The 23,113-nt window shown below is 64.1% G+C and carries 17 protein-coding genes; 10 read left to right on the top strand and 7 right to left on the bottom strand.

Annotated features, from left to right (window positions below; genetic code table 11):
- Window positions 1-19: 19 nt before the first annotated feature.
- The 6 genes from F6B43_RS16090 to F6B43_RS16065 form a co-directional block, all read right to left on the bottom strand.
- A complete protein-coding gene (locus F6B43_RS16090; protein ID WP_150450028.1) occupies window positions 20-1,003 on the bottom strand; it encodes a Gfo/Idh/MocA family protein in 984 nt (327 codons plus the stop codon).
- 139 nt (window positions 1,004-1,142) lie between these two features.
- Entirely contained in the window at window positions 1,143-3,371 is a 2,229-nt protein-coding gene (locus tag F6B43_RS16085; protein ID WP_150450027.1) for a glycoside hydrolase family 3 C-terminal domain-containing protein, read from the bottom strand.
- 28 nt (window positions 3,372-3,399) lie between these two features.
- Window positions 3,400-4,428: a Gfo/Idh/MocA family protein gene (locus F6B43_RS16080; protein ID WP_170285693.1), complete on the bottom strand. Its 1,029-nt coding sequence runs from the start codon at window positions 4,426-4,428 to the stop codon at window positions 3,400-3,402.
- A gap of 263 nt (window positions 4,429-4,691) precedes the next feature.
- Window positions 4,692-6,029: an MFS transporter gene (locus F6B43_RS16075; protein WP_170285692.1), complete on the bottom strand. Its 1,338-nt coding sequence runs from the start codon at window positions 6,027-6,029 to the stop codon at window positions 4,692-4,694.
- Between the two features lie 480 nt (window positions 6,030-6,509).
- On the bottom strand, window positions 6,510-7,835 hold the full coding sequence (locus F6B43_RS16070; protein WP_170285691.1) for an MFS transporter: 1,326 nt from the start codon (window positions 7,833-7,835) through the stop codon (window positions 6,510-6,512).
- Window positions 7,836-8,160: 325 nt separating this feature from the next.
- Window positions 8,161-8,772: a TetR/AcrR family transcriptional regulator gene (locus tag F6B43_RS16065; protein ID WP_150450023.1), complete on the bottom strand. Its 612-nt coding sequence runs from the start codon at window positions 8,770-8,772 to the stop codon at window positions 8,161-8,163.
- Between the two features lie 591 nt (window positions 8,773-9,363).
- On the opposite strand from F6B43_RS16065, the gene F6B43_RS16060 reads away from it, so the two are divergent.
- Entirely contained in the window at window positions 9,364-11,412 is a 2,049-nt protein-coding gene (locus tag F6B43_RS16060; RefSeq protein ID WP_150450022.1) for an alpha-amylase family protein, read from the top strand.
- 85 nt (window positions 11,413-11,497) lie between these two features.
- The gene (locus F6B43_RS16055) at window positions 11,498-12,208 is read left to right on the top strand and encodes an alpha/beta fold hydrolase (protein ID WP_150450021.1); all 711 of its coding nucleotides are present in this window, start codon (window positions 11,498-11,500) and stop codon (window positions 12,206-12,208) included.
- Window positions 12,209-12,226: 18 nt separating this feature from the next.
- Here the strand turns inward: F6B43_RS16055 and F6B43_RS16050 are convergent, their stop codons facing one another.
- Entirely contained in the window at window positions 12,227-12,907 is a 681-nt protein-coding gene (locus F6B43_RS16050; RefSeq protein ID WP_150450020.1) for a GntR family transcriptional regulator, read from the bottom strand.
- 167 nt (window positions 12,908-13,074) lie between these two features.
- Here F6B43_RS16050 and F6B43_RS16045 point away from each other — a divergent pair, with 167 nt between their 5' ends.
- The 8 genes from F6B43_RS16045 (at window position 13,075) to F6B43_RS16010 (ending at window position 23,087) form a co-directional block, all read left to right on the top strand.
- Window positions 13,075-14,613: an ABC transporter substrate-binding protein gene (locus F6B43_RS16045; protein ID WP_150450019.1), complete on the top strand. Its 1,539-nt coding sequence runs from the start codon at window positions 13,075-13,077 to the stop codon at window positions 14,611-14,613.
- 66 nt (window positions 14,614-14,679) lie between these two features.
- A complete protein-coding gene (locus F6B43_RS16040) occupies window positions 14,680-15,615 on the top strand; it encodes an ABC transporter permease (RefSeq protein WP_150450018.1) in 936 nt (311 codons plus the stop codon).
- Window positions 15,612-17,384, top strand: coding sequence for a dipeptide/oligopeptide/nickel ABC transporter permease/ATP-binding protein (locus tag F6B43_RS16035; protein ID WP_150450017.1), 1,773 nt, complete (start codon window positions 15,612-15,614; stop codon window positions 17,382-17,384). The genes F6B43_RS16040 and F6B43_RS16035 overlap by 4 nt, the downstream gene beginning before the upstream one ends.
- Window positions 17,381-18,265: an ATP-binding cassette domain-containing protein gene (locus F6B43_RS16030; RefSeq protein ID WP_150450016.1), complete on the top strand. Its 885-nt coding sequence runs from the start codon at window positions 17,381-17,383 to the stop codon at window positions 18,263-18,265. The genes F6B43_RS16035 and F6B43_RS16030 overlap by 4 nt, the downstream gene beginning before the upstream one ends.
- On the top strand, window positions 18,255-19,097 hold the full coding sequence (locus F6B43_RS16025) for a hydroxypyruvate isomerase family protein (protein WP_150450015.1): 843 nt from the start codon (window positions 18,255-18,257) through the stop codon (window positions 19,095-19,097). Before F6B43_RS16030 ends, F6B43_RS16025 begins: the two co-directional genes overlap by 11 nt.
- On the top strand, window positions 19,094-19,999 hold the full coding sequence (locus F6B43_RS16020; RefSeq protein ID WP_150450014.1) for a 2-hydroxy-3-oxopropionate reductase: 906 nt from the start codon (window positions 19,094-19,096) through the stop codon (window positions 19,997-19,999). Before F6B43_RS16025 ends, F6B43_RS16020 begins: the two co-directional genes overlap by 4 nt.
- Window positions 20,000-20,002: 3 nt before the next feature.
- Window positions 20,003-21,127 (top strand): glycerate kinase, encoded by a 1,125-nt coding sequence (locus F6B43_RS16015; RefSeq protein ID WP_150450013.1) that lies wholly within the window; start codon window positions 20,003-20,005, stop codon window positions 21,125-21,127.
- 457 nt (window positions 21,128-21,584) lie between these two features.
- A complete protein-coding gene (locus tag F6B43_RS16010; RefSeq protein ID WP_150450012.1) occupies window positions 21,585-23,087 on the top strand; it encodes a family 43 glycosylhydrolase in 1,503 nt (500 codons plus the stop codon).
- Window positions 23,088-23,113 lie beyond the last annotated feature (26 nt).

Here is a 23,113-nt window from a genome sequence, read left to right as displayed (position 1 = left end):
GTCAAGTTCCTTGAGGCGTCTACGGATGTGTGGGCTTGATCTGCGCGAAAACGGCGTCGATCGTTGCGCTTACGGCGATGGTGTCGACTGCGGGATGGGTGGGGTGTTCTATCAGCCCGTCACGGATTGCAGCTATCACGGCGCGGAGCATGGGTACGTACCCGTTGCCCTCCTGGGTCAGGTGGATCCGATTTCCGTTGCCGTAGAAGTGCTGCGCACCACCTGCATGGATCTCCAGGTCCGTGGTGGCCCAGAACGGTGCGGGCAACGTGATCCATCCTTTGTCGCCGGCAACGGCCGCCGAACAGTCGCTGAACTGCACCATCGACGTGGTCAGTTGCGCGAAGTTCATCCCCCCAAACTCCAGAGTGATGTGCGTTTCTAGGTCTAGCCCGTCCGCGCGGGTGACTCCGTGTGCGTGTACGGATGTGGGGGCGCCAAGGATGGTGTGCGCAAGGGTGATGGGATAGATGCCTTGATCCAGCAGCGCTCCACCACCTTGGGCCGGGTCCCAGCGGCGGGCACCATCTTGCGGGAACGGGACGGAGAACCCTGCCCGTACGTTGCTTGTTGTTCCAATCAGTCCGTTGGCGATCTCTTCCCGTAGGCGCAGGAACGCGGGGTTGAATTTCATCCACATCCCTTCCATGAGAAAGCGACGATGGGCGTGCGCGGTGGCGAACAGTTCGGTGGCGTCTGCCGCGCTGGTTGCCATGGGCTTTTCGACGAGGACATGCTTGCCGGCCTGCAGTGCGGCGCGTGTCAGGTCGAAGTGAGTCCCGATCGGGGTGGCGATGTAGACCGCATCTATTGCGGCGTCGTCCAGCACTGCTTGGTAGTCCGAGGTCCACGCGGGGATGTTGTGCTCGCCGGCGAATCGGGCTGCGTTGAATTCTGTGCGGCTGTGTACGAGAACCACGTCGACCCCGTCGCAGCTCTGTAGATCGGAAACGACCACAGCTGAGATCGATCCGGTCCCGATGACTGCCCACCGCTGGTTCATCGTTCGGCTCCTGCTCGAGTGGCGGCTCTGCCCTGGCGGTTCGCGTGGTGCGGCGAGGGGGGATAGAGCCTGTCTGTCGCGAGGTGGCCAATCGTGGCGCGGTCGGTGTTTGATGGCATCGATTTCATCTCTGCGACCTTCAGCGCGCGTCGGTTGTCGCGGACGCGTTGGCCGCGTCGAGCAGTTCGTCGAACTCGGCAGCGTCGAACGCTTCGCCAAGCAGTCCCACGACCGAATGCAAGGGGCTGGGGGAGATCATCTGCACAACGTTCCCGCCGACAGCCGGGTTGTCTGCGGCGCCGAACGCGGAAGACAGGGCTGCCTCGATCGCCGTCTTGGTGAACGGGTTCGCTAGGAGCTCCCCGATGGTGGAGTGCATCGTCAACTCAACGTGCACGACGTCGCCGACGACAGTGGCGATCGCCGTTTCCCGAATGTCACGGCTGGAGGCTCCCACAGAGACGACGTAGTCGCCGCTCTCGAGGGTCCAGGTTTCGCCGCGTGTATCCCAATAGGCGAGGTCATCGCGACGGAGAAGGACTGTTACGTCCTCGGACTGCGCGGGCTTGAGTGCAATGGTCGCGAAGCCTTTGAGTTCGTGTACCGGTCGAGTGACCTCCGAGCCAGGCACGGCGACGTAAAACTGGGCGACTTCCCGGCCAGCCCGGCTGCCAGTGTTGGTGATCGTGACAGTCGCGGCGATTCCTTCGTCAGTGACGTCGAGGGTCAGTCCGGAGTACTCGAACGTTGTGTAGGACAGGCCGTGACCGAACGGGTACGCGACGGTGATGTCGCGGGTGTCGTACCAGCGGTAGCCGACGAATAGCCCTTCGCCGTAGAGAGCGTGCCCGTGTTCGCCCGGGAAGATGCCGAACGCGGGGGTGTCTTCGAGACGGAGCGGCACCGTCTCCGAGAGACGGCCGGACGGGTTGACGTTGCCGTACAGGATGTCTGCGATCGCGCGGCCTCCGCCTTGCCCGGACAGCGCGCAGTCCAAGATGGCGGGAACGGAGCCGATGGCGCTCAGCTGCACGGCACCCCCGTGTGCGACGACAACGATCGTGTGGGGGTTAGCCGCCAGGACGCCCTGTACGAGGGCGACCTGGTCTGCGGGGAGTTCGAGGTTCTCCCGGTCGATGCCCTCCGATTCCAGCGGCGCGGCGATGAAGACGATGGCGACGTCCGCTTCCCGCGCGGCAGCGACAGCCTCGGCAAGGAGCTCGTCCCCGGCAGCAGCGGGATCGGAGGAGTAGCCGGCCGCGTAGCGGACCGCGTCCCCGCCGAGACGTCGCAGTTCCTCCACCGCGACATCCACCCGGGTGGTGTTGACGAAGGAGCTGCCACCGCCCTGGAAGCGGGGAGTGGCGGCGGCTTCACCGATCACCGCGACCGACGTTCCGCCGTTCAGGGGCAGCAGGTCATCCTCGTTCTTCAGCAGAACGATGCTCTGAGCAGCTGCTTCCTGGGCAAGAGCGTGATGGGTGTCCACATCAAACGGCACGCCGGCGCCCGTAGTGTCGGCGTGGGCGCGCTGCGCCAGTCTGCGAACCCGGTCGGAGATCCGGTCCAGCACTTCCACCGGCAAGGTGCCTTCGATCACGGCGTCGAGCAGCTGCTCGTCGGTGCCGTCGGCGGCGGGCATTTCCAGATCCAGGCCCGCTCGGGCGGCAGCGACACGGTCGCCAACCGCTCCCCAATCGGAGACCACGACCCCGTCGTATCCCCATTCGTCGCGGAGCACCTGAGTGAGCAGGAACTCGCTCTCCGAGGCGGGGACGCCGTTGATCCGGTTGTAGGAGGCCATCACCGTCCACGGGTTCGCATCCCGGACGATGATCTGGAACGCGCGCAGGTAGATCTCCCGCAGCGTCCGCGCGTCCACATCGGCGCTGATGCGGTGCCGGTCGGTTTCTTGGTTGTTCACCGCGAAATGCTTCAGCGACGCGCCCACGTGCTCACTCTGAATGCCGGTGACCCAGGCGGCACCGAGCGCGCCGGCCAAGTGCGGGTCTTCCGAGAAATACTCGAAATTACGGCCCCCGAGCGGGTGCCGCTTGATGTTTACCCCAGGGCCGAGGAGAACATTCACGCCGATCGCGCGGGCCTCGATCCCGAGGGCGGCGCCCACCCGGCGGGCAAGATCCGTATTCCAGGACTGGCTGAGCCCGGATGCAGGCGGGAAGCAGGTGGCCGGGTAGCTCATCGACACACCGAGGTGGTCGACGTGATCGCCCTGCTTGCGCACGCCGTGCGGTCCGTCCGTCAAGTAGACGGACGGGATGTCGCGGACCGCTTTCGTGGTCCAGAAGTCAGCACCGCTGGCCAGGGAGGCCTTTTCGGCGAGGGTCAGGGGAGTGGAATCGGTCATGGTGGTGTCTTTCGTAAGGGAGGGGTGGTCAGGGGCAGCGCGGGGTCATCCCGGCCGCCTGATAAATGTCATCAATCGTTCGCATCTGTGCGACGGCTGCGGCTGCGTCGGTCGTGTTGGGGCCTGTGCCGTCGATGGCGTCGCGGAAGTCGCGCAGCTGGGCCAGGTAGGTGGAGATTCGATCCGCGCGCTCGGTCCATCGCATCGAGTTGGAAACGACACCGCTGCGGATTCGATCAGCTTTGTCGACGGGGCGGCGCAAGCCGGTGAGCACGCTGATTCGCCCCGCAGTTTGCGGGTGGTAGGGCATCCGCATGCGCAGCTGACCTGCTGTGCCGACGATGCTCAGCGAGGGCATGGCAGGTCTGGGCGGCCACATCGAGGTGACGATTTCTCCGCGGACGCCGTCGGAGAACTGCAGCAGTGCCGTCAGCGAACTGTCTACGTCTTTGCGAATGTTCGCGCGTGCCTGAAGCACTTCGGCTTCACCGAAAAGGTCGCGAAGCAGCCGTACTGGGTAGTAGCCGACGTCCAGCAAGCTTCCGCCACCAAGATCCGCGTTCCATCGGATGTCTTTGCGTGGCGGGATCGCGACGGAGAAGGTGGCCTTGGCCGTGAGGATCTCACCGAGAATCCCTGATGCCAAAATCTCGCGAAGTCGACTCAGCGATGGATGGTGACCCGAGTGGTAGGCCTCCATCACTACGACGTCACTGTTGGCGGCTGCGGCGTCGGCGACTACCTCCGCCTGCGCGGTGTTCGCGGTGAATGGCTTCTCGCATAGGACATGTTTGCCGGCATTAATGGCGGCGAGGGTCCACCGTGCATGCAGGGATGCCGGCAGCGGGATGTAGACGGCAGTGACGTCCGGGTCTTCGAGAATTGCGTCGTAGTTGTCCCGCACGTGCGGGATGCGGTGCTTGACCGCGTAGGCCAGAGCACGATCAACATCTCGCGCGGCCACGCTGTGGATGGGGACATCCAACGCGGCCGCAGGTTTTAGTACCGCCATGTCGGTGATGCGCGCGGCGCCGAGTATTCCGATGCGAAGAGTCAACGGCCCTACCTCCTTGTGTCGCTTCGGGGAGCGCACCAGTCCAGGTTCGTCGCGCCCGCGATGCGTAGTGGGTGTGTAAGGCGTCATCGCCAGAGCTCCATCGGAAGATAAAACAAACCAGCAGACGGTTTGTTTGGTTGCTGCAACGATAGCGCGGTCATTTCTTGCACGCAAGACTGGAGTGGGCGCCCGTTGGGCTGGTGTGCGTGCGCCACCTCACCTGCTCTGGCGTGTGCTCGGATGGCCGGACGCGCTCGAGTGGACTAACTCGTCGGCGCGACACCAGCTGTCTCGGTGGAGACCCTGACTGGTGGACGGGCCACCTTGATCGGGATGACGGTGAGCGCACCGAGGACAGCGAATACCGCGGCTGCCCACCACACGGCGCGGTACTCGCCGCTGGCGAGCGCGAGGACCGCGCCGGCGAGGAACGGACCGACGGCCTGTGGGATGGAGTTGGCTAGCCCGAACACGGCCAGGAATCGCCCGTTCTGCCCCTCTTCTTTAGGCAATGCGTCCAGTGCGAGCGCTTGGTCCACTGCGCCGTAGACGCCAATGGCGAACGTGCCGACGATGCCCGCGACGATGAATTGCGTGACGTTGCAGGCTAGGGCTGTCATGACAGCGCTGACGGCCATCAGCAGGCCGCTTATCACCAAGAATGGCTTGCGTGAGCGGAGCTTGTCCGACAACCATCCAGATCCGACGGCTCCCACGATGGCTGTGAAGATTCCTACCAGGCTGATGGTGGCGATGACGCCAGCCGCCTCGGTCACTCCCACTCCGAGTTCCGACGTCAACAGGTACACCCCGTACACCCCGTTGAAAGCAATGCACGCGAAGATGAAGAACTTGCTCACGAGAACCCATGCGAACGGCTGGTGCTTGCGCGGGTTGATGTAGAACCCGCGAAGAAGACCCGCGATTCGAAAAGGAGGGATCTGTCCGTTGTGCTGAGGGTCGTGCATGCTCAGCACGAACCAGATGCTGCCAAGGAATGCGATGACGGCCGGAACGATGAACACAAGTGCGAGCTCGGTAGAGAGGGATCCGGCGATCAGGATGCCCGCGATGGGGCCGATCTGAGTGATGGCGCCGCTGATTCCCATCACTTTCCCGCGCTGGGATTCGGGGAGGCGGTCGCCCAAGTAGATGAAGATGGCTTGCGATCCGGCGGCGTAACCCACCATCGCGATGGCCCATCCGACGATGACGACAACCGAGGATCCTGCGAATGCGACGACGAGGGAGCCCAGCAGCCCGACAACCATGGAGAAGATCATCCAGGGGCGCCGGCGACCCCAGCGGGAGAGCGTGCGGTCGCTGAGGACCCCGAACACGGGGTTGGTGAAGATCACCAGTGTCGCACCCACACCGATGGCCAGGGGGAGCATGGTGTCCCGGCCCGAGGGGTCCAGCGCGCCGATCTTTATGGCCAGGGAGAAAGCGCTGGGAACCACCAGCGCCATGAACAAAGTGCTCTGTGCGATGAAAAGCGCAAGCAGGTGTCGCTTCGAGACCTTGCTCAGTGGCACGCGATTGTCCTGAACTGCGGCTTCGACATCGGCCGCGTCTGCGGCGATCGAGGCGAGCTGCGTCACGGGGAGTTCCCGGGCCCCCTCTGCTGAGTGGGCGGTGGCCGCCGGTTCGTTCGATGTGTCCATCTGATCCTCCTTGACGAAGTGTTATGGCGGGACGGGTCGCACCCGCTGCTGGTGCAGGAGGGCGCGACTACTCGCACACGTTGTTGATGAATGCGCTGTAGGAGCTAGCGGCGAGGACGAGGGAAGGCATTCGGCTGGCCCCGTCCTCGCCGCAGAACGCGCGCTGATGGTCGTCGCGCGGAAACCTCCGATTGCCCGGATGGGGTGGTCAGTGTCGGAGATGACTTTGTCGACATCGACGGTGTGGATGGGCGAGGTGACGCCTGCCTGCCCGCCGGTCGTTGCCACGCGTGGTGGCGAACCAGCGAGTGCGCTCAGCGTGGTCGGAAGGGGTCTTCATCAGGCCGTGATACTTGTCGAGGGGTGTTCGACGAGTCGGATGCATCGTGGGGTCCCTGGGGGACGTTCAGGTCGGCGTTAGCGCACACTCTTGATGGGGATCACTGCGAGGGCACCAATGAGGGCGATGAGAACGACGGCCACGTAGAGAGCGAGGTACCCACCGAACACGATGACGACGACGCCCGCCACAGCAGGGCCGATCACGCTCGGCAGTGTGGAGGCGATGTTGAGAACGCCCAGATCCGTGCCGAACCGTTTGGCATCGGGGAGCACCGAGCTCATCAGCGCCTGGTCGACCGCGATGAATGTGCCGAATCCCAGCCCGACGAGGGCTCCGGAGATGATCATGCCGAGCACGGTCGGGGAGATGATCGGTACCAGGGCGCCCAGCGCAACAATGATGCCGCCGGCGAGGACCAGAGGCTTGCGTCGGCCGATGCGGTCGGAGAGCGGGCCGGAGATCGCTGTGGACAGCACGATGGTCGGCAATGTCGCCAGGCCGAGAAGGGGGGCAAGCCGGAGAGAGTCCTCGATGGGGACTCCGATGTAGTCCTGCAGGATGTACAGGGAGTACGTGTTCAGGAGGCTGAATCCGCCGAACAGCAGGAATCGGCCGGTGAATCCCCAGAAGAAGTCAGGGTGCTTGATCGGGTTCACCCAGAACGCCTTCAAGAAGGCGAGAGCATTGAACCGCTGTGGCTCATCATCGCGGTTGTCGCGGTCCTTAGCCGCGACGACGAACCAGATCACCAGCAGAAGAAGGGCGCCGGCGATGGCGGAGTATCCGAGGAAGATGTTGTCAGGGACGAAGAAGGACCCGATGATCCCGCCGAGGACACCCGCGATGAGCGTTCCCAGGCCGGCCAGAGTTGAGTAGCGGCCTCGGAATCGAGTGGGGACCCGGTCCGGGAGGATCGCGGAAAACGGTGCTCCGAACGCGTTGAAACCGAACTGCACGAAGACAACGGCCACGGTGAGCCACGCAATGGACGGGGCTAGCCCGGCGACGAGCATCGCCAGCGACCCGATGACAGCGCCGATCAGGATCCAAGGGCGGCGGGCGCCGAAGCGGCTGCGCGTCCGGTCGGTGAGGACGCCGGTAAGGGGCATGGCGAGCATCGCTGCGAACGCGGACACGCCGCTGATGACCGCCAGTGCGCCGACCTTCCCGGCGTCGTCGATCTGCTGCGCCTGCACGGCGGCGAAGTAGTTCGTTGCGCTGAACGCGAGGAACGGGACGGCCGCGACGAACGGCACGAATCGGAAGAGGGGGCGAAGTTCTCGGGGAAGCTTCTCTTTGGTCTGCTTCCCCATTTGCATGGCCTCTCCCGGCCCGGCCGGAATGGTGGAGGTCATCGGGATCAGCGGTTCGGCAGGAGTGCCGGATTCTTCGGGCGTCATTGCCATACTTTCTGCGAGGCGGGCGAACGGTCCCGGCGACGCGAAAACGCGTGGGCATCGCTGCCGGTAAAAGCCGACCGATAGTCGGTTTGCTATGTCGAGAAACCATACCCGTGTCGGTTTCTTCGCGCAAGACCAACTTCTTGACAGCGCCAGATGTGCCCGATGGGATGTGCAGCTGGCACATCGTCGGGGCTTCCCCCGCTCGCGGGCGCGGTTGCCGAGCACTCCGCGACCGAGCGGGGTATCGGGGATTGGAGGACAACTGCCGGCGGACTTGGGTCCAAGCGCGTCTGAGTCCCCGGATGTCGAGTATTCGTCCGCGTTAGGGAGTCACGTCGAGGTCAGGCACTCTCGCGGCGAGTGCATCAAAGAAGTGCTCAAGGTGCGCGGCCATGTCGACGTGTGGGTCATAAAGCCAACGCAATTGCAGCCCGTCCTGGAGTGCTGCAAGTATCACGGCGAACATCTCTGGGTCGGCTGTGCTGGGCAGGCGTCCACTTGCCTGCATGTCCTGGAGCAGCGAGGCGGAGGCTTCGCGGTTCTTTTCGTACCTGTCGCGGAAGTAGTCGTGCGCCGGATTGCTTGGGTCGGTGGCTTCGGCAGACAGTCGGGTGAACAGCTGCACTAGGCCGGGCACCTTCGCATTCTCGCGGATGAAGCCGGCGATGAGCGTTGCACCATCCACCGTCGGGTTCATCCGCTCGCGCGTCCAGGTGTCGGTGACGAGATCGTCGCGGCGGCGGAGCACCTCGGCGAAAAGGTCTTCCTTCTTCCGAAAGTGGTGCAACAAGCCAGCCTTGCTGAGGTTCGCTGCATCCGCGACCTCGGTGATGGTAGCCCCGTTGTACCCGCGCTCCGCGACAACACGGAGCGCGACGTCGATCAATTCCTGCTGCTTCGCGACGCCCTTAGGGTACTTGCTTACCGGACTCATGCCCCGATGATAACCGGCCCACGCAAATACCAACCGGAGTAGGGTTTGCCGCGCGCAAGTCGCCTCCGAGTGTCGCCCTCCAAACTGACCCGGGGTTACGGTCCAACACGCCGACCGCGGTCAGCTTCTCCGCAAGGAAGGCGGCACGGCAAATGGGGTCGATCGTACGGCGCACGGTGAAGAACGCGAGCGGGCTCCCATGGACGCTCGCAGAAATCGGTGTCGGAGGCATCCGACGCGCGTCCCTGCTCAGGTTCGCCGTTCGCGCCTCGGCGCGTGGTGCCAGATTGCCCTGGGCAGGGCTTCAAGCATCGTGAGGGAGGATCTGCGGTGACCGTGCAGCGATGGGCCGTAGGGGGACTGGCGCCATATCGCGCATCGTGATCCTGGAATCGCACGGACGCGCGAAATCACGCTTCGGCGCGCTCTCAGTGCCCTGCCAAGACCCCTGCCGCTGCAGGGCGTGAGTTAGGAGAAGGGCTCAATGCCACAGAGCGCGAATGATTGACATACAAGTATTCGCGTCATACGTTTCTTCGGTAACGTTGCTCGGAGAGTCCACGTCGACTCACGATGAAAGATAGGAAAGACATGACCGTTGCCTCCGAGTTGGCCGCCGACGCTTGGTGGGTGTCGCCGTTTCGGATGTTGCAGACCAATCTCCGAGAGCAAGACGCATCTCTCGATACGGCCGATGCTGTTGCAGCCGTGACCTCATTGGGTTACGACACCTGGCTGTGCAACGCCGGCGGCATCGTCTACTTCTACCCCGTCTCGCAGGAGTACCAGCGAGCCGCCACCGCGCTCTCAGAACGCGAATCAGGGGACCTTGTGGGAGACGCGCTTAGCGCCGCGCGCGCCGCGGATGTACGCTTTCTTGCTCGTTTCGACTTCTCGCGTCTCCCGTCCGAGATGGTGGCCGCACGACCCGAATGGGCGTTCATCGATCACGAGGACCAGTGGTACATCGAGGACGGCTTGACGGCGATCTGCCCCACGAGCGATTACCACGAGCACTTGGTGCCGGAGATCCTCCGCGACTTCGTGCGGCGCTATGCGGTCGATGGGATCTTCTTCAACTGGCTCCAGTATCCAGAGTTCTCGTACAGCATGAAGTACAAGGGTGTCTGTCAGTGCGTTCGCTGCCAGGCCTTGTTCCGTGCAGCGCACCCCGCTGAATTGCATCCGCAGACGATGGCTGATCCTGGATACCCGCTGTGGTTGCAGATTGCCCGCGAGCAGCTTTCTGCGCTTGCCGCCCGGTATGCCCGGGTCGTCAACGAGATCCTTCCTGGAACACCCGTGATGCTCGCCGACGTGCGAGTCGATGTCGCGTTCCTGGAAACCAATAGCTGGTTGACCGGTCACGGCGGCGGCACGTGGTGGAAACACACGCCCAGTGAGCTGGCCAGCGTGAACCGTATTGCTCATCCTGACACGCCGGCCTTGGTGCACTCCTCCGTCAACGTCGGGCTTCCTTTCCGGCAGATCGCGGAGCAGCCCAGCCAGTTTCGCCGGTACATCGCCCAAGCGCTCTCGCGCGGCGCGCAGCCGTCTACGGTCGTGATCGGGCAAGCCAACAGCACCCGATTCCCGTGCTTGGCTGCCGCCATCGACCTCCTGCAGTTCTACGGGACTCACCGGGGACTGTACGCGGGCTACCGCTCCGCCGCGGAAGTGGCCATCTTTCGGCCGGGGGGCGGACCGGTTCTCGGATCGGTACAGACCGGTGACGTGGCGGAGTACCGCGGGCTCTACGTCGCGCTGCAGGAAAGTCAGATTCCGTTCGACGTTCTCGGCCTGCAATTCCAAGACACCCTCACCGCCCGCGCTCTCTCCCAGTACCGGGTCATTCTCGTTCCCGGGACGGACGGGATGGACGACGCTCTTCTCACCACGCTCGACGCTTACGTGGCCGGTGGCGGCTCCGTCCTCCTCACGGGCGAATCCTTTGACCTTGCAGGTGCCGCGCGACTGCAGTCCGCACCGGCGATCGGCCAAACCGATCGCCTCGAGGAAGTAGCTCAACTCGGCGGCCGGTACGTCGGACCCGCCGACGGTGAAGACGTTGGCCCGCTGCTTCCCGTGATTGGGCGATTCTCCGTAGCGCGCTGGCGCGAGGGGAGCGTTCCGAGTGGCCTGGTCCTGAGCAGTCAGACACCGTTCGGCCCCCCAGAGATTTCGGGAGGCAACAAACCCGACTCTGCAGCACACGCTCTGGTCCGCGCAGCATTTGGGACTGGCCGCATCACCCAATTCCCGTGGACGGCCGGACGCAGCGCATTCGAATCAGGCCTGACCGCGCTCGATCAGCTCCTGCGCCAAGAGGTGCGGGACCTTGTCGGTGGGAGCCTCGCGCTTTCCGGCGCGTTCCCCGCCGATGTGGAGCTGACGGTCGGCCGTTCGGGGACATCCTGGATCATCCACTTGGTGAACCACTCCGGCGGACGGGCTGACCGCGTTCGAGATCCCGTGCCGCTGAGAGGTGAACTACATCTCAGCGGCTCGCTGGCCGCCGCTGTAACGACCGCGAGGGCAGAAGTCGCAGACCACCCGCTTCAGATCGTCCGCGCTGTGGACGGATCCGCGTTCGTGCACATCGATCTCCCCACCGTTTTGGAAGTAGTCCGCCTTGACTGACTCGATACGGGCTGCAGCGACCTCCGCCGCACTGCACTATGCGCATTTCCCTGCCCGCGCGCCGCGAGGCAACGCGCCGATAGTGATGCTGAACTCCCTAGCCACGACCACCGCCATCTGGCGACCGCTGCTGCCGCAACTGACGCAGTTTCACAGTGTGGTCTGCATCGACTATCCCGGACACGGCAACTCACCTTCCCGCGCCCTTCCAGATGACTTTGATGCTCTGGCCGCACAGATTCTCGGGATCGCCGACGTGCTGGGCATCGAGCGCGCCCACCTGGTCGGTGCGTCTGTCGGCGGCATGCTGTCTCTGGCGTTGGCGGCTCAGTGGCCCGAACGGGTGCGCTCGATCTCCGTCGTCGGATCGTCTCCGCGCATGGAGCAGCAGATGTGGGTGGATCGGGCCGACCTGGTGCGAGACTTCGGCGTCGCAGGGATCGTGGCCGATGTGCTGCCGCGGTGGTTCACAGAGCAGTTCGCGAGGCATCGGCCCGATGTCGTCGCGGAATACCGAGACATGCTGGTGCGAACAACCGACGCGTCCTACCTTGCATTCTGCGAACTATTGGCTGGCCTGGATGTGCGCCCCAAGCTCTCCGCGATCAAGTGCCCCACTCTCGTCGTGTCGGGTGGGATGGACACGGCTACCACGGTCGACGAGGCCCGAGACGTCGTCGCGGTCGTGCCAGAGTCGCGTCTGGAGATCCTGCCGGATGCAGCTCACATGATCCAGGCGATGCACCCCGTCCTCCTGGGGAGGCTTCTTCGAGAGCACATCCACAAGGCTGAATGAACCGCGTGCGCCGGGAGTTCAACTGAACGTCTTCTCCCCGCTGTCGAGAAATGCGGCACGTACTCGCCGGTGCGCGGCGTCCAAGTGCGAAGCCAGCCGATCCCCGGCCTCATAGGGCAACCCCCGCTCCAAAGACTCAAGGATCCCCGCGTGCTCGGCGGTGACAGCGCTTCGCGAAGCCACCTGATGGCCCGTGCTCCCGATCGTGAGAAGAATCTCACCGGCAATGAGCTCATGCATCCTCGCCAGACGCTTGCTGCCGCTCGCGTGCACCAAACTCGCGTGGAACTCGATGTCCGCACGAACCAGCGCCGCCCGGTCATCGAACTGGCCGGCCACATCGTACGCACGCTGAGCTTCCAACATTGAGCGGGGAACAGCGCCGCTTTGGGCGAGTTTCACCGCCGCCGCCCGCTCGATGGTCGTTCGAACCAGGAACAGGTCGTCGATGTCCTCCACTGTGAGCGTCGTGACCACGGCGGACTTGTGCGTCGAGCGTTGAAGGAGACCGGTGCCGACCAACCGTTCGATGCATGCCTTCGCGGTGGGTCGCGCCACGCTGTATTCGCCCACCACCCTCGCCTCAGTGACCCGGTCGCCGGAGGGAATCTCTCCAGTCGCGATCCGCTGACGCAGCGACTCGTAGACAGCATCCGTCAGCGTCGTCGGAGAAACGTTGATCGTCGGGCCGTAGCTCATGCCCCCAGTATCCCCCCGAGTTGTCAACTCGTCAGACAAAGCGCCCACATTGGCCAACTTGTCATACAAGTATATGGGTATGTCAGATATTGTTGTATGGTGAGCGTGTCGATGGTGACCCACCTTCGGATGTACGAAGCGATCAAAGTGGATTGAAAGGACTACCCATGAGGAAGAGGCGACTCCTCAGCGCAGCAGCGCTCGTCGTAGCAGTAACAGTGGCGATAACGGCCTGTACCAGCACGGCCACCGACGACGAGGAATCGACGGAGAGTCCGACTCTTCGAATCGGGTCCTCCGCAGCGCCCGAATCATTCGACCCGGCGGAACTCTCACTCGGCGTCGAGATCCCTCAGTTCTGGATGCTCACCTACGACACTCTCCTGAAGTTGAACGCTGACGGGACGGTCTCGCCGAATCTGGCGACTGAGTGGTCCTACGACGAATCCAACACGAAGCTCGAAGTGACCCTTCGCGATGACGTCACATTCACCGACGGCGCCCCGCTGAACGCGGAGGCCGTCAAAGCGAACATCGAGCACATCCAAGCGGGCGCCGGCCGCGACAAGGCCTACGCGGACGCGATCGCGGCCACCAATGTCGTGGACGACTTCACCGTCGAGTTCGAACTCTCCGAGCCAGACCCGATGCTGCTGACAAACCTGGCTCGCAACATCGGAGCCGTCGGAAGCCCCGAGGCCCTGACCACGGAAGCCATCAAGACGACGCCGGTCGGATCCGGTCCGTACATTCTCGACACCGCTGCGACGGTGGTCGGCTCCAACTACACATACGACCGCAACCCCGACTACTGGAACTCTGAGGCGTGGCCGTACGACCGGATCGAATTGCTGGTCTACACGGACCTCACCGCACGGGTGAACGCGCTGAAGGCCGGTCAGGTGGATGCCACATGGATCGATGGGTCCACCGCCGCCGAAGTGGAGGCATCCGGGCTAACGGTCACCTCCAGCCCCGCCGAGTGGGTCGGGATGAAGATCAACGACCGCGCAGGTGCCGTCGTTCCCGCTCTCGGTGACCTCCGTGTCCGGCAGGCCATCAATATGGCCTTCGACTCGCAGGCGATGCTGGAAAACATCGATCTGGGGTTCGGTTCGCTCACGAACGTGACAGTTCTTCCCGGATCCAACGGGTTCGTCGAGGCACTTCAGGGCACGTACGAGTACGACCCCGACGGGGCTCGAAAACTCCTCGCGGAGGCCGGCTACCCGGATGGGTTCGACCTGCCGATGCCGCAGTTCCCGTTCCGTGCGGCATACAACCCGACCATCGAGTCGGCTCTGGGGGATATCGGAATCCGAGTGATCTGGAAAGACTTCGCCCCCACCGAGACCGTGCAGCAGCTGTACGACCCCACCAACGCGATGTTCATGACTGCGCTTAACGGTGCACGCGAATCGTGGGACTTCTACTCGTCCGCGGTGACACCGGACGCGTCCGGGAACATCGCCCAGAGCACTGACCCGGAACTGGAAGCGCTGTTGGACACCGCGCGGTCAAGCTCCGAAGAAGACCGTGAACAAGCCAACCAGGCCGTTCAGACCTGGCTCGTCGAGAACGCCTGGTTCGCGCCGTGGTATTACCGCGACACCGTCTATGCCACGTCCGACGCGGTCACCTTCGAGCCCCAATTCGGTGATGCGTTGCCGCTCATCTCCACCTTCGCACCGGCCAACAGCAAGTGAGAGGCGCCTCGGGGGCTGAGAGCAACCAATCTCAGCCCCCGAGCACACCCGAATGGTGACCCATCAATGATTTGGTTTCTCGTCAGGCGCGTTCTCAGCGGAATCGCGCTCATCTTCGTCGTGACCTCCATCACCGCGCTACTGGTCTACAGCGGCGGTGTAGATATCGCCCGCTCCTTGCTGGGCGAAACCGCGCCGCAGGAAGCCGTCGACTTGCGGGCGCAGCAACTCGGGCTGGACCTGCCGATCTGGCAGCAATACGCCAACTGGCTGGTCGGCGCCGTTCAGGGCGATTTCGGCACGTCGTACATCAACAACCAGCCCGTGCTCGAAGCCCTCGGCGGGCGTCTGCCGGTCACCTTGTCGATCGTCATCGTGGCGACCATCATTTCGGGAACCATCAGCGCGCTCCTGGGGATCGTGGCGGCACTGCGCCGCGGGTGGCTGGACCGGTTCGTGCAACTCATGAACGTGATCGGAACAGCCATCCCACCGTTCTGGCTGGCCATGTTCCTCGTCCTCATCTTCGCGCTCAATCTCGGAATCCTTCCCGCCACCGGTTACGTCCCGCTCGCCGAAGACCCTGCAGGATGGGCGCTCAGCCTCGTCCTCCCCGTCACCGCACTCGTGGTCGGCGGGGTCGGCTCCGGCCTAGTCCGCGCGTCGATCATCGATGTGCTCGGACGTGACTACGTGCGAACTCTGCGGGCGCGGGGCCTATCCGAACGGCGCGTCGTTCTCAAGCACGTCTTTCGCAACGCATCGCCACCGTTTCTCACGTCGCTCTCCCTCCAGTTCGTCGGGATGCTCGGCGGGTCGGTCGTGATCGAGAAGGTCTTCGCGCTGCCCGGGATCGGAACTCTCGCCAACACCGCTGCCCAGCAGTCGGACGTTCCCGTCCTTCTTGGGGTGGTAGCGATGACGGTCATTTTTGTCGTCATCGTGAACATCGCCCTCGACATCCTCCTTGCCCTCGTCAACCCGAAGGTGCGCGTCCAATGACTGTTTCGCTGTCCTCGGAGCCAGCATCCGCCACACCAACGGTGCGGGGGGCCGTAGCCCGTCGGTTCTTCAAGAATCCGCTCGGACTGACCTCGTTCACCGTGCTGTGCCTCATCGTGATCATCAGCGTGTTCGGCCGATTGCTGGCACCCCACGATCCCGGGGTGCCCAGACTGGACCAGATCAACGCCGCACCGAACGCCGTCTACCTTTTGGGCGGCGACGGGTCCGGACGCGACATTCTCAGCCGGCTACTGGTAGCCAGCCAACTCACCCTCATCGGCGCCGTCACAGTGGGGGTGGTGGCCATCCTCGTCGGGCTGTCCACCGGGCTACTTGCCGGATACTTCGGGCGCGGCTTCGACGCCACCTTCAGCTGGTTCTCGAATGCCCTGCTCGCAGTCCCGAGCATCATCATTCTCGTGGCGTTGTACACCGCCATCGGGCCAAACACCGTCGTGACCATGGCTGTCTTCGGCGTACTGATCTCCCCATTCCTATTTCGACTTATGCGCAACATCGTCATCTCGGTCAAGGGGGAGCTGTACGTGGACGCGGCGCGGGTGTCGGGTGTCAGCAGCGCCCGGATCATGTCCCGCCACATCCTGGCAGCGGTGCGGGGAATCGTCGTGATTGCCGCGGTCGGAATGATCGGCGCGGGGATCATGATCCAGGCCGGCCTGGAATTCCTGGGCCTTGGCAGCCCTTCCGAACCCACCTGGGGTGGGATGCTCAACGATGCGTTCCTCAACATCTTCCGCTCCCCATGGGGCATCCTGTGGCCGGGCCTGGCCATCGGCATCACCACCGCGGCCCTCGGACTGATCGCCAACGCATTGCGCGATGCGCTCGAGGACGCCGACGCGGCCGTCGCGCCGCGCACCGCCGTCCCGAACGGGGGCAACTCCGACGATTCCGTCGAGGGTCCCCGCATCACCATCGACCCGCACGCCTCGCACGTGCTGTCGGTTCGCGACCTTTCGATCTCGTACGGCCTCCCGGGCGGAGGGCAGAAGAACGTCGTCCGCGGAGTCGACCTGAATGTTGACCGCGGAGAGATCCTCGGGATCGTGGGGGAGTCCGGATCCGGGAAGACGCAGACGGTGTTCGCAGTCCTGGGGCTCCTGCCAGACGCGGCACGGATCACCCGTGGACAGATTGTGATGGGTGTTCGCGCTGACACAAAGGCGGTCACTGCTTCGGCGGTGCGAGGGACCCACATCGGCTACGTCCCACAGGAGCCGATGTCCAACCTCGATCCAAGCTTCACGCTCGGGTCTCAGCTCGTCGAACCGCTCACACGCCGGATGGGGATGAGCCGACGCGCCGCGACCGCTCACACGCTGGAACTGTTCCGGCGGGTGGGCCTGAGTGACCCGCAGCGCACCTTCCGTTCCTATCCGCACGAGATCTCCGGCGGGATGGCCCAACGAATCCTGATCGCCGGTGCCATCGCCAGCGATCCAGAACTCCTCATCGCCGATGAGCCCACCAGTTCGTTGGATGTCACGGTCCAAGCGGACATCCTCGAACTCCTCCGCGATCTCCAGAGCGAGCGGGGGATGGGGATGATCCTCGTCACCCACAGCCTCGGCGTCGTGGCAGACATCTGCAACCGAGTCGCGGTAATGAAATCCGGCGAGATCGTGGAGACGGCGACCGTCGAGGAGTTGTTCAGGAACCCGCAACAGGAATACACCCGCACCCTGCTCGGGTCGACCCTCGATGACAAACCGGGTCGTAGCACCTATTTGGAGACCGCCCGATGACCAGCGAGAAGCTGCTGAGCGTCGAATCGCTCAGTGTTCACTACCCGGGCCGCGGGTTTCGCGGCCGCCCCGTGCCGGTGCTCGCCGACGTGTCATTGGACATCCGCCGCGGCGAGACGTATGGGCTTGTCGGTGAAAGCGGGTCGGGCAAGTCGACCCTGGGGCGAGCAATCCTCGGGCTGGCACCGGTATCGGGCGGACGCATCGTCTTCAAAGGCCGCGAAATCAGCCATGTGAGAGGACGAGCTCGCAGAGCTCTCGCGGTCGACATCCAGGCGATCTTCCAAGACCCGTACAGCTCATTGAATCCATCCTTGACGGTGGCAGGCACGCTTACGGAGCCGCTCATCGCTGCAGGCATGAACCGTCACGACGCTCGCAGCAAAGTCATCGAGCTTCTTGAGCGCGTAGGGCTCCCAGCCGATGCCGCCGATCGACTCCCTCGCGCGTTCAGCGGCGGCCAGCGGCAACGAATCGCGATCGCGCGTGCGCTTGCAATGGAGCCGGACCTGATCATCTGCGATGAGCCGGTCTCAGCACTAGACCTGACCACCCAGGCGCGGGTCCTCGACCTCCTCATCGAGATCCAAGAACGCCTCGGCATCTCGTACCTGTTCATCTCCCATGACCTCGCCGTGATCCGCAGCATCTGCCATCGGGTCGCCGTCCTCTACCGGGGTGTGATCGTCGAGTCCGGAGACAGCGACCAGGTCACGACCAATCCCACCAGCGACTACACCAAACGACTGCACCTGGCCGCACCTGTACCCGACCCGGCCGCCCAGGCCATCCGACGCCAACAGCGACTTGAACTACTCGCCCAGGCCGCCAACAGCACCCTCGCAGCCGCGCCCGACGAACGGATCAGCAATGCCAAGTAGCTCCAACCACTCGACCGGAGGCGTCCCACAGCTCGCGCTGAACCTGTCGCTGCTGTGGAAGGAACTGCCGGTCAGGGAACGCCTTCGCCGGGCCACCGCCGCAGGGTTTCGGGCTGTGGAGTTCTGGTGGCCGTTCACCTCGGCCGTGCCTTCACCGCAGGATATCGACGAGTTCGCCGACAGCATCATCGACTCCGGGCTTTCCCTCGTCGGGCTGAACCTATTCGCCGGCGACATGCCGGCGGGAGATCGCGGAGTGCTGTCCTGGCCAGGACGCGAAGCAGAACTGTTCGCGAGTGCGGAGATCGCACGAACACTCGGGGTGCGGCTGGGTACCCGCCGCTTCAACGCGCTGTACGGCAACCGGCTACCAGACCGGTTCACGCCCGAGCATCAGGACAAGGTCGCCAGCGAGAACGTTCGCAAACTCGCCCGGCTGTTCTCTTCCATCGGCGCGACGGTGATGATCGAACCGGTCAGCGGGGCGCCGGCGTATCCGTTGAAAACCGCCCAGGACGTGACCGACTTCATCGAATCGGCGCGCTGCGACGCGCCCGACGCCGGCATTCTCCTGGATCTTTATCACCTGGCCACGAACGGCGACGACGTGGAGGCTGCCATCGCCACCCACGCGAAATCGGCCGCGCACGTCCAGGTCGCCGATGCGCCCGGCAGAGGTATCCCCGGATCAGGGGAGCTGCCCTTGGCCGGGTGGGTGCAGCAGCTGCGCCGCGCTGGTTACCGCGGGATCGTCGCGCTCGAATTCGTCGGTTCAACCGAGGACGATCCGTTCGAACATTTTGACAACCACAGCTGGGAGAACTTGGCATGACGCAGATCGCTTTCATCGGGCTTGGTGTCATGGGCGCGCCCATGGCGTCGAACCTCATCAACGCCGGCCACGACGTGACGTGCTTCACCCGCACCCCCGAAAAGGGGCGTGCACTGGTGGAGAAGGGCGCCCGGATGGCGGGATCCGTTGCAGAGGCAGTGCAGACGGCGGAGGTGGTGATCACCATGCTCCCCGACAGCCCCGACGTGCAGGCGGTCGTTTTGGGCGAGGCCGGCGTACTCGCTCATGCCGCGCGTGGGACGCTGTTGATCGACGCGAGCACGATCAAGCCCGAAACAAGCAAAGCGATCTCCCATGCCGCGACAGCTCAAGGAATCCGAGCGCTGGACGCACCGGTCAGCGGCGGAGAGGCAGGCGCGATCGAAGGATCACTCTCGATCATGGTCGGCGGCGACCGGGAAGATTTCGACGCGGCACTGCCCACCCTTCGGGCGCTGGGCTCAACCATTGTGCATGTGGGACCCTCGGGTGCCGGACAGACCGTCAAAGCAGCCAACCAGTTGATGGTCGCCGGTCATCTGCAGCTCCTCGCCGAGGCGCTGGTGTTTCTCGACGCCCACAGCGTCGACCTCGAGTCTGCGATCAACGTCCTCGGCGGGGGGCTGGCCGGCAGCACCGTCCTCCAACGCAAGTCCCCCAACATGCTGAAACGCAACTTCACGCCAGGCTTCCGCATCGACCTGCACCACAAAGACCTCGGGATCGTCATTGACAGTGCCCGCGCCGCCGGGGTGTCGATCCCACTCGGGGCGCATGTGGCAGAACTGGTCGCATCGCTCCGAGCCCAGGGAGCTGGAGGACTGGACCACTCCGCGCTTCTGCTGCAGGTAGAGGAGCTATCCGGCCGAGGCCGAAGCGAGCTCGACGAACATCGGTCCTGACTCATGCCCCCCGAACGCCGACGGCCCGCGCGGGTCGTCATCGCACCGGACAGTTTCAAGGGATCCATTACCGCCCGCGCCGCGGCCCGAGCAATCGCCGCCGGTTGGCTGACGGTCTGCCCCGAAGACACGGTGATCCCCGCTCCAATGGCCGACGGGGGAGAAGGCACCCTGGCCGCCTTCGAATCCCACTCCAAAGGCGCGACACGGATGCCCATACGCGTCAGCGGCCCGCACGGCAAGAAGGTCAACGCGCATTGGCTTCTGCTGCGTGACGGGACAGGCGTCGTCGAGCTGGCCAACACCTCGGGGATAGAGCTCGTACCCTCCATCGATGATCTGCTCCCTCTCGAGGCCAACACCGTCGGATTCGGGGAAGCGATTCGCGACGCCCTCCGAGCCGGGGTGAACAAACTGGTCCTCGCCATCGGAGGAAGCGCGTCCACGGACGGTGGTGCAGGGCTCCTGTGGTCATTGGGCGCGCGTCTCAAAGATCAGGACGACCAGGAACTCCCGCCCACCCCACGCGGACTGCAGCACGTGGCGCGGATCGACCGGGCCACACTCGCCGCCCCGCCCCGTGGTGGAGTCACCGTCCTCACCGACGTCTCCGCACCTCTTCTGGGGCCCACCGGCGCTGCAACGGTGTTCGGACCGCAGAAGGGCGCGTCCCAGAGCGATATCGTCCTCATCGAGCGGGCACTCAAGAACTGGGCCGGTCTGCTCGACGCAGACCCGTCAAGGGCGGGGGCCGGTGCAGCCGGAGGCACTGGGTTCGCGTTGGCAGCCTGGGGAGGCCAACTGGTCCCCGGCGCGCGAGAAGTTGCGAAGCTCATCGACCTCGACCATACGGTCAGCGGCGCTGACCTCGTGGTCACCGGCGAAGGCCGCTTTGACGGTCAATCAGCCCACGGGAAAGCACCGACCGTAACGTCCGATATCGCCCGCGCGCGCCACATTCCCACCGCCTTGATCGCCGGTCGGATCGACGTCGACACCTCCGAGTACGACTGGGCACTATCCCTCACAGATATCGCTGGATCCCCGAACAGCGCACTGAGCCGCCCCGCCACGGCACTCAATCGTGCCGGCGCACTCCTCGCAACGAGTTATTACACAGGACGCTGACAATGCTCAACGCACAGGTTGCATCAAGAAACCGACTGAAGTATGGTTTCTTGTTGAGGGCAGAAACCGACACTCAGTCGGTTTCTTGTCCGCCTCTGCGATCGCACCCCTCACTCAAGAAAGAATCGGCAATGGAGCCCACCAGGCAGTTGACCGTCCGCGCTGAGCCGACCATTCCACTCACGTTGACGATCTCGTCTGGACGGGGCGAAGCGATGAAGATCGGCAGACCCACTTCCCGGCGTCATCGGACCTGCCGTCGCCGCAGTGACTGTACTGGTGTTCGGCGGATTCCTCGTCGTGTACGTCGCGGTCGTCTTGATCGCCCTGTGGGCACCCTAGCCGTCATCCCGATCAGGAGCGTCCGCTAAAGGCGAACGTCGGCACGTGGCGACGCGAGGCGACCTCAGCATCATCCACAACGTCCAGACCGTACAAGGAATCGGAGCCATCGAGCATGCAACAGCAAGCGGTCAACCCGTACCTGCCGGACTGGGAGTACATCCCCGATGGCGAGCCACGCATCTTCGGTGACCGAGTGTTCCTGTTCGGCTCGCACGATCGGTTCTCAGGTCGCAAGTACTGCATGAACGACTACGTCGCCTGGTCTGCACCCGTCACTGATCTCAGCGACTGGTCCAATCACGGGGTGATGTACCGCAAGGAACAAGATCCAGGCAACCGGACGGGTAAACGTGCGCTGTGGGCGCCGGACGTGGTTCAAGGCGGTGACGGTCGCTTCTACCTCTACTACGGCCTGGAGTTCGTACCGAGGATCTCCGTCGCCGTCGCCGACGCCCCGGAAGGGCCCTACGAGTTCCTCGGGTACGTCACACATCCCGGCGGGCCGGCGATGGGGTCGCGACCGGGCGACCCGTTCCCTTTCGACCCGGGCGTGCTGGTTGATGACGATGGACAGGCCTACCTGTACTTCGGATTCGGCATGGAAGGCAAAGTGCAGACGTACCTCCTGATGGGTCGGCACGGACTCGTGCATGAGGGTGCCTACGTGGTCGCTCTCGAACCGGACATGCACACGATCGCGGCTGGCCCACGCCTGATTGTGCCGAAGGCAGGCGCGAGCGAGGGTACTGGGTTTGAAGGGCACGAGTTTTACGAGGCCGCTTCAATCCGCAAGATCGCGGACACCTACTACTTCGTCTACTCGTCGATCCAGGGGCACGAGCTCTGCTACGCGACCAGCGACCGGCCCACCGAAGGTTTCAAATATCGCGGGGTCCTTGTGAGCAACGGGGACATCGGATTGGACGGTCGTACCGCTGCCGACGCACTGAACTACACCGCCAACAATCACGGCGGGCTGGTCCAGATCGAGAACCAGTGGTACATCTTCTACCACCGGCACACGAACCGTGAACAGGTGAGCAGACAAGCAGTCGCGGAACCCATCGAACTCGCCGCAGATGGGCGGTTCCTCCAGACGGAGATGACAAGCTCCGGACTCAACAACGGTCCGCTGATAGGAGAGGGCACCTACCCGGCGAGGATCGCCTGCATCCTGCAATCCGCGCGGGGGGCTGGCCCGCTGCCCTACCTGAGCATCAGCCGTCGGGGGCCGCACCCCTATTTCACCCAGACCGGGCATGATCGCGAGGGTGGAGGCGATCAACACATCGCCAACATGCGCGACGGGGCCGTAGCCGGGTTCAAGCACTTCGACCTGCGCGCCGCGCGCTCCGTCACCGTGGATGTTCGCGGCGGTGACGGTGAAGTGCATGTGAGCACCGAACTCAACGGTGCTCCGCTGGCAGTCATCCCGGTACCCACACCGGTCGGGGAAACCGGGACGGTCGCGCTGCCCGAAGGGCTTACCGAAAAGTCCGCGCTCTACTTCCGGTACCGGGGCAAGGGAGCGATCTCCTTTCACTCGTTCACCCTCGCCCCCGAGGGCTTCGAGCCTGCGTCGGCGCCCGTCGACGCGCGGACACCTCGGCCGTAGCGACACCCTCAACGACCTCGCTTCTA

This window comes from Microbacterium rhizomatis, from assembly GCF_008710745.1.
Taxonomy (GTDB): Bacteria; Actinomycetota; Actinomycetes; order Actinomycetales; family Microbacteriaceae; genus Microbacterium; species Microbacterium rhizomatis.
Note: the sequence above shows the minus strand (reverse complement) of the source record. Positions and strands in the feature narration are given on the sequence as shown.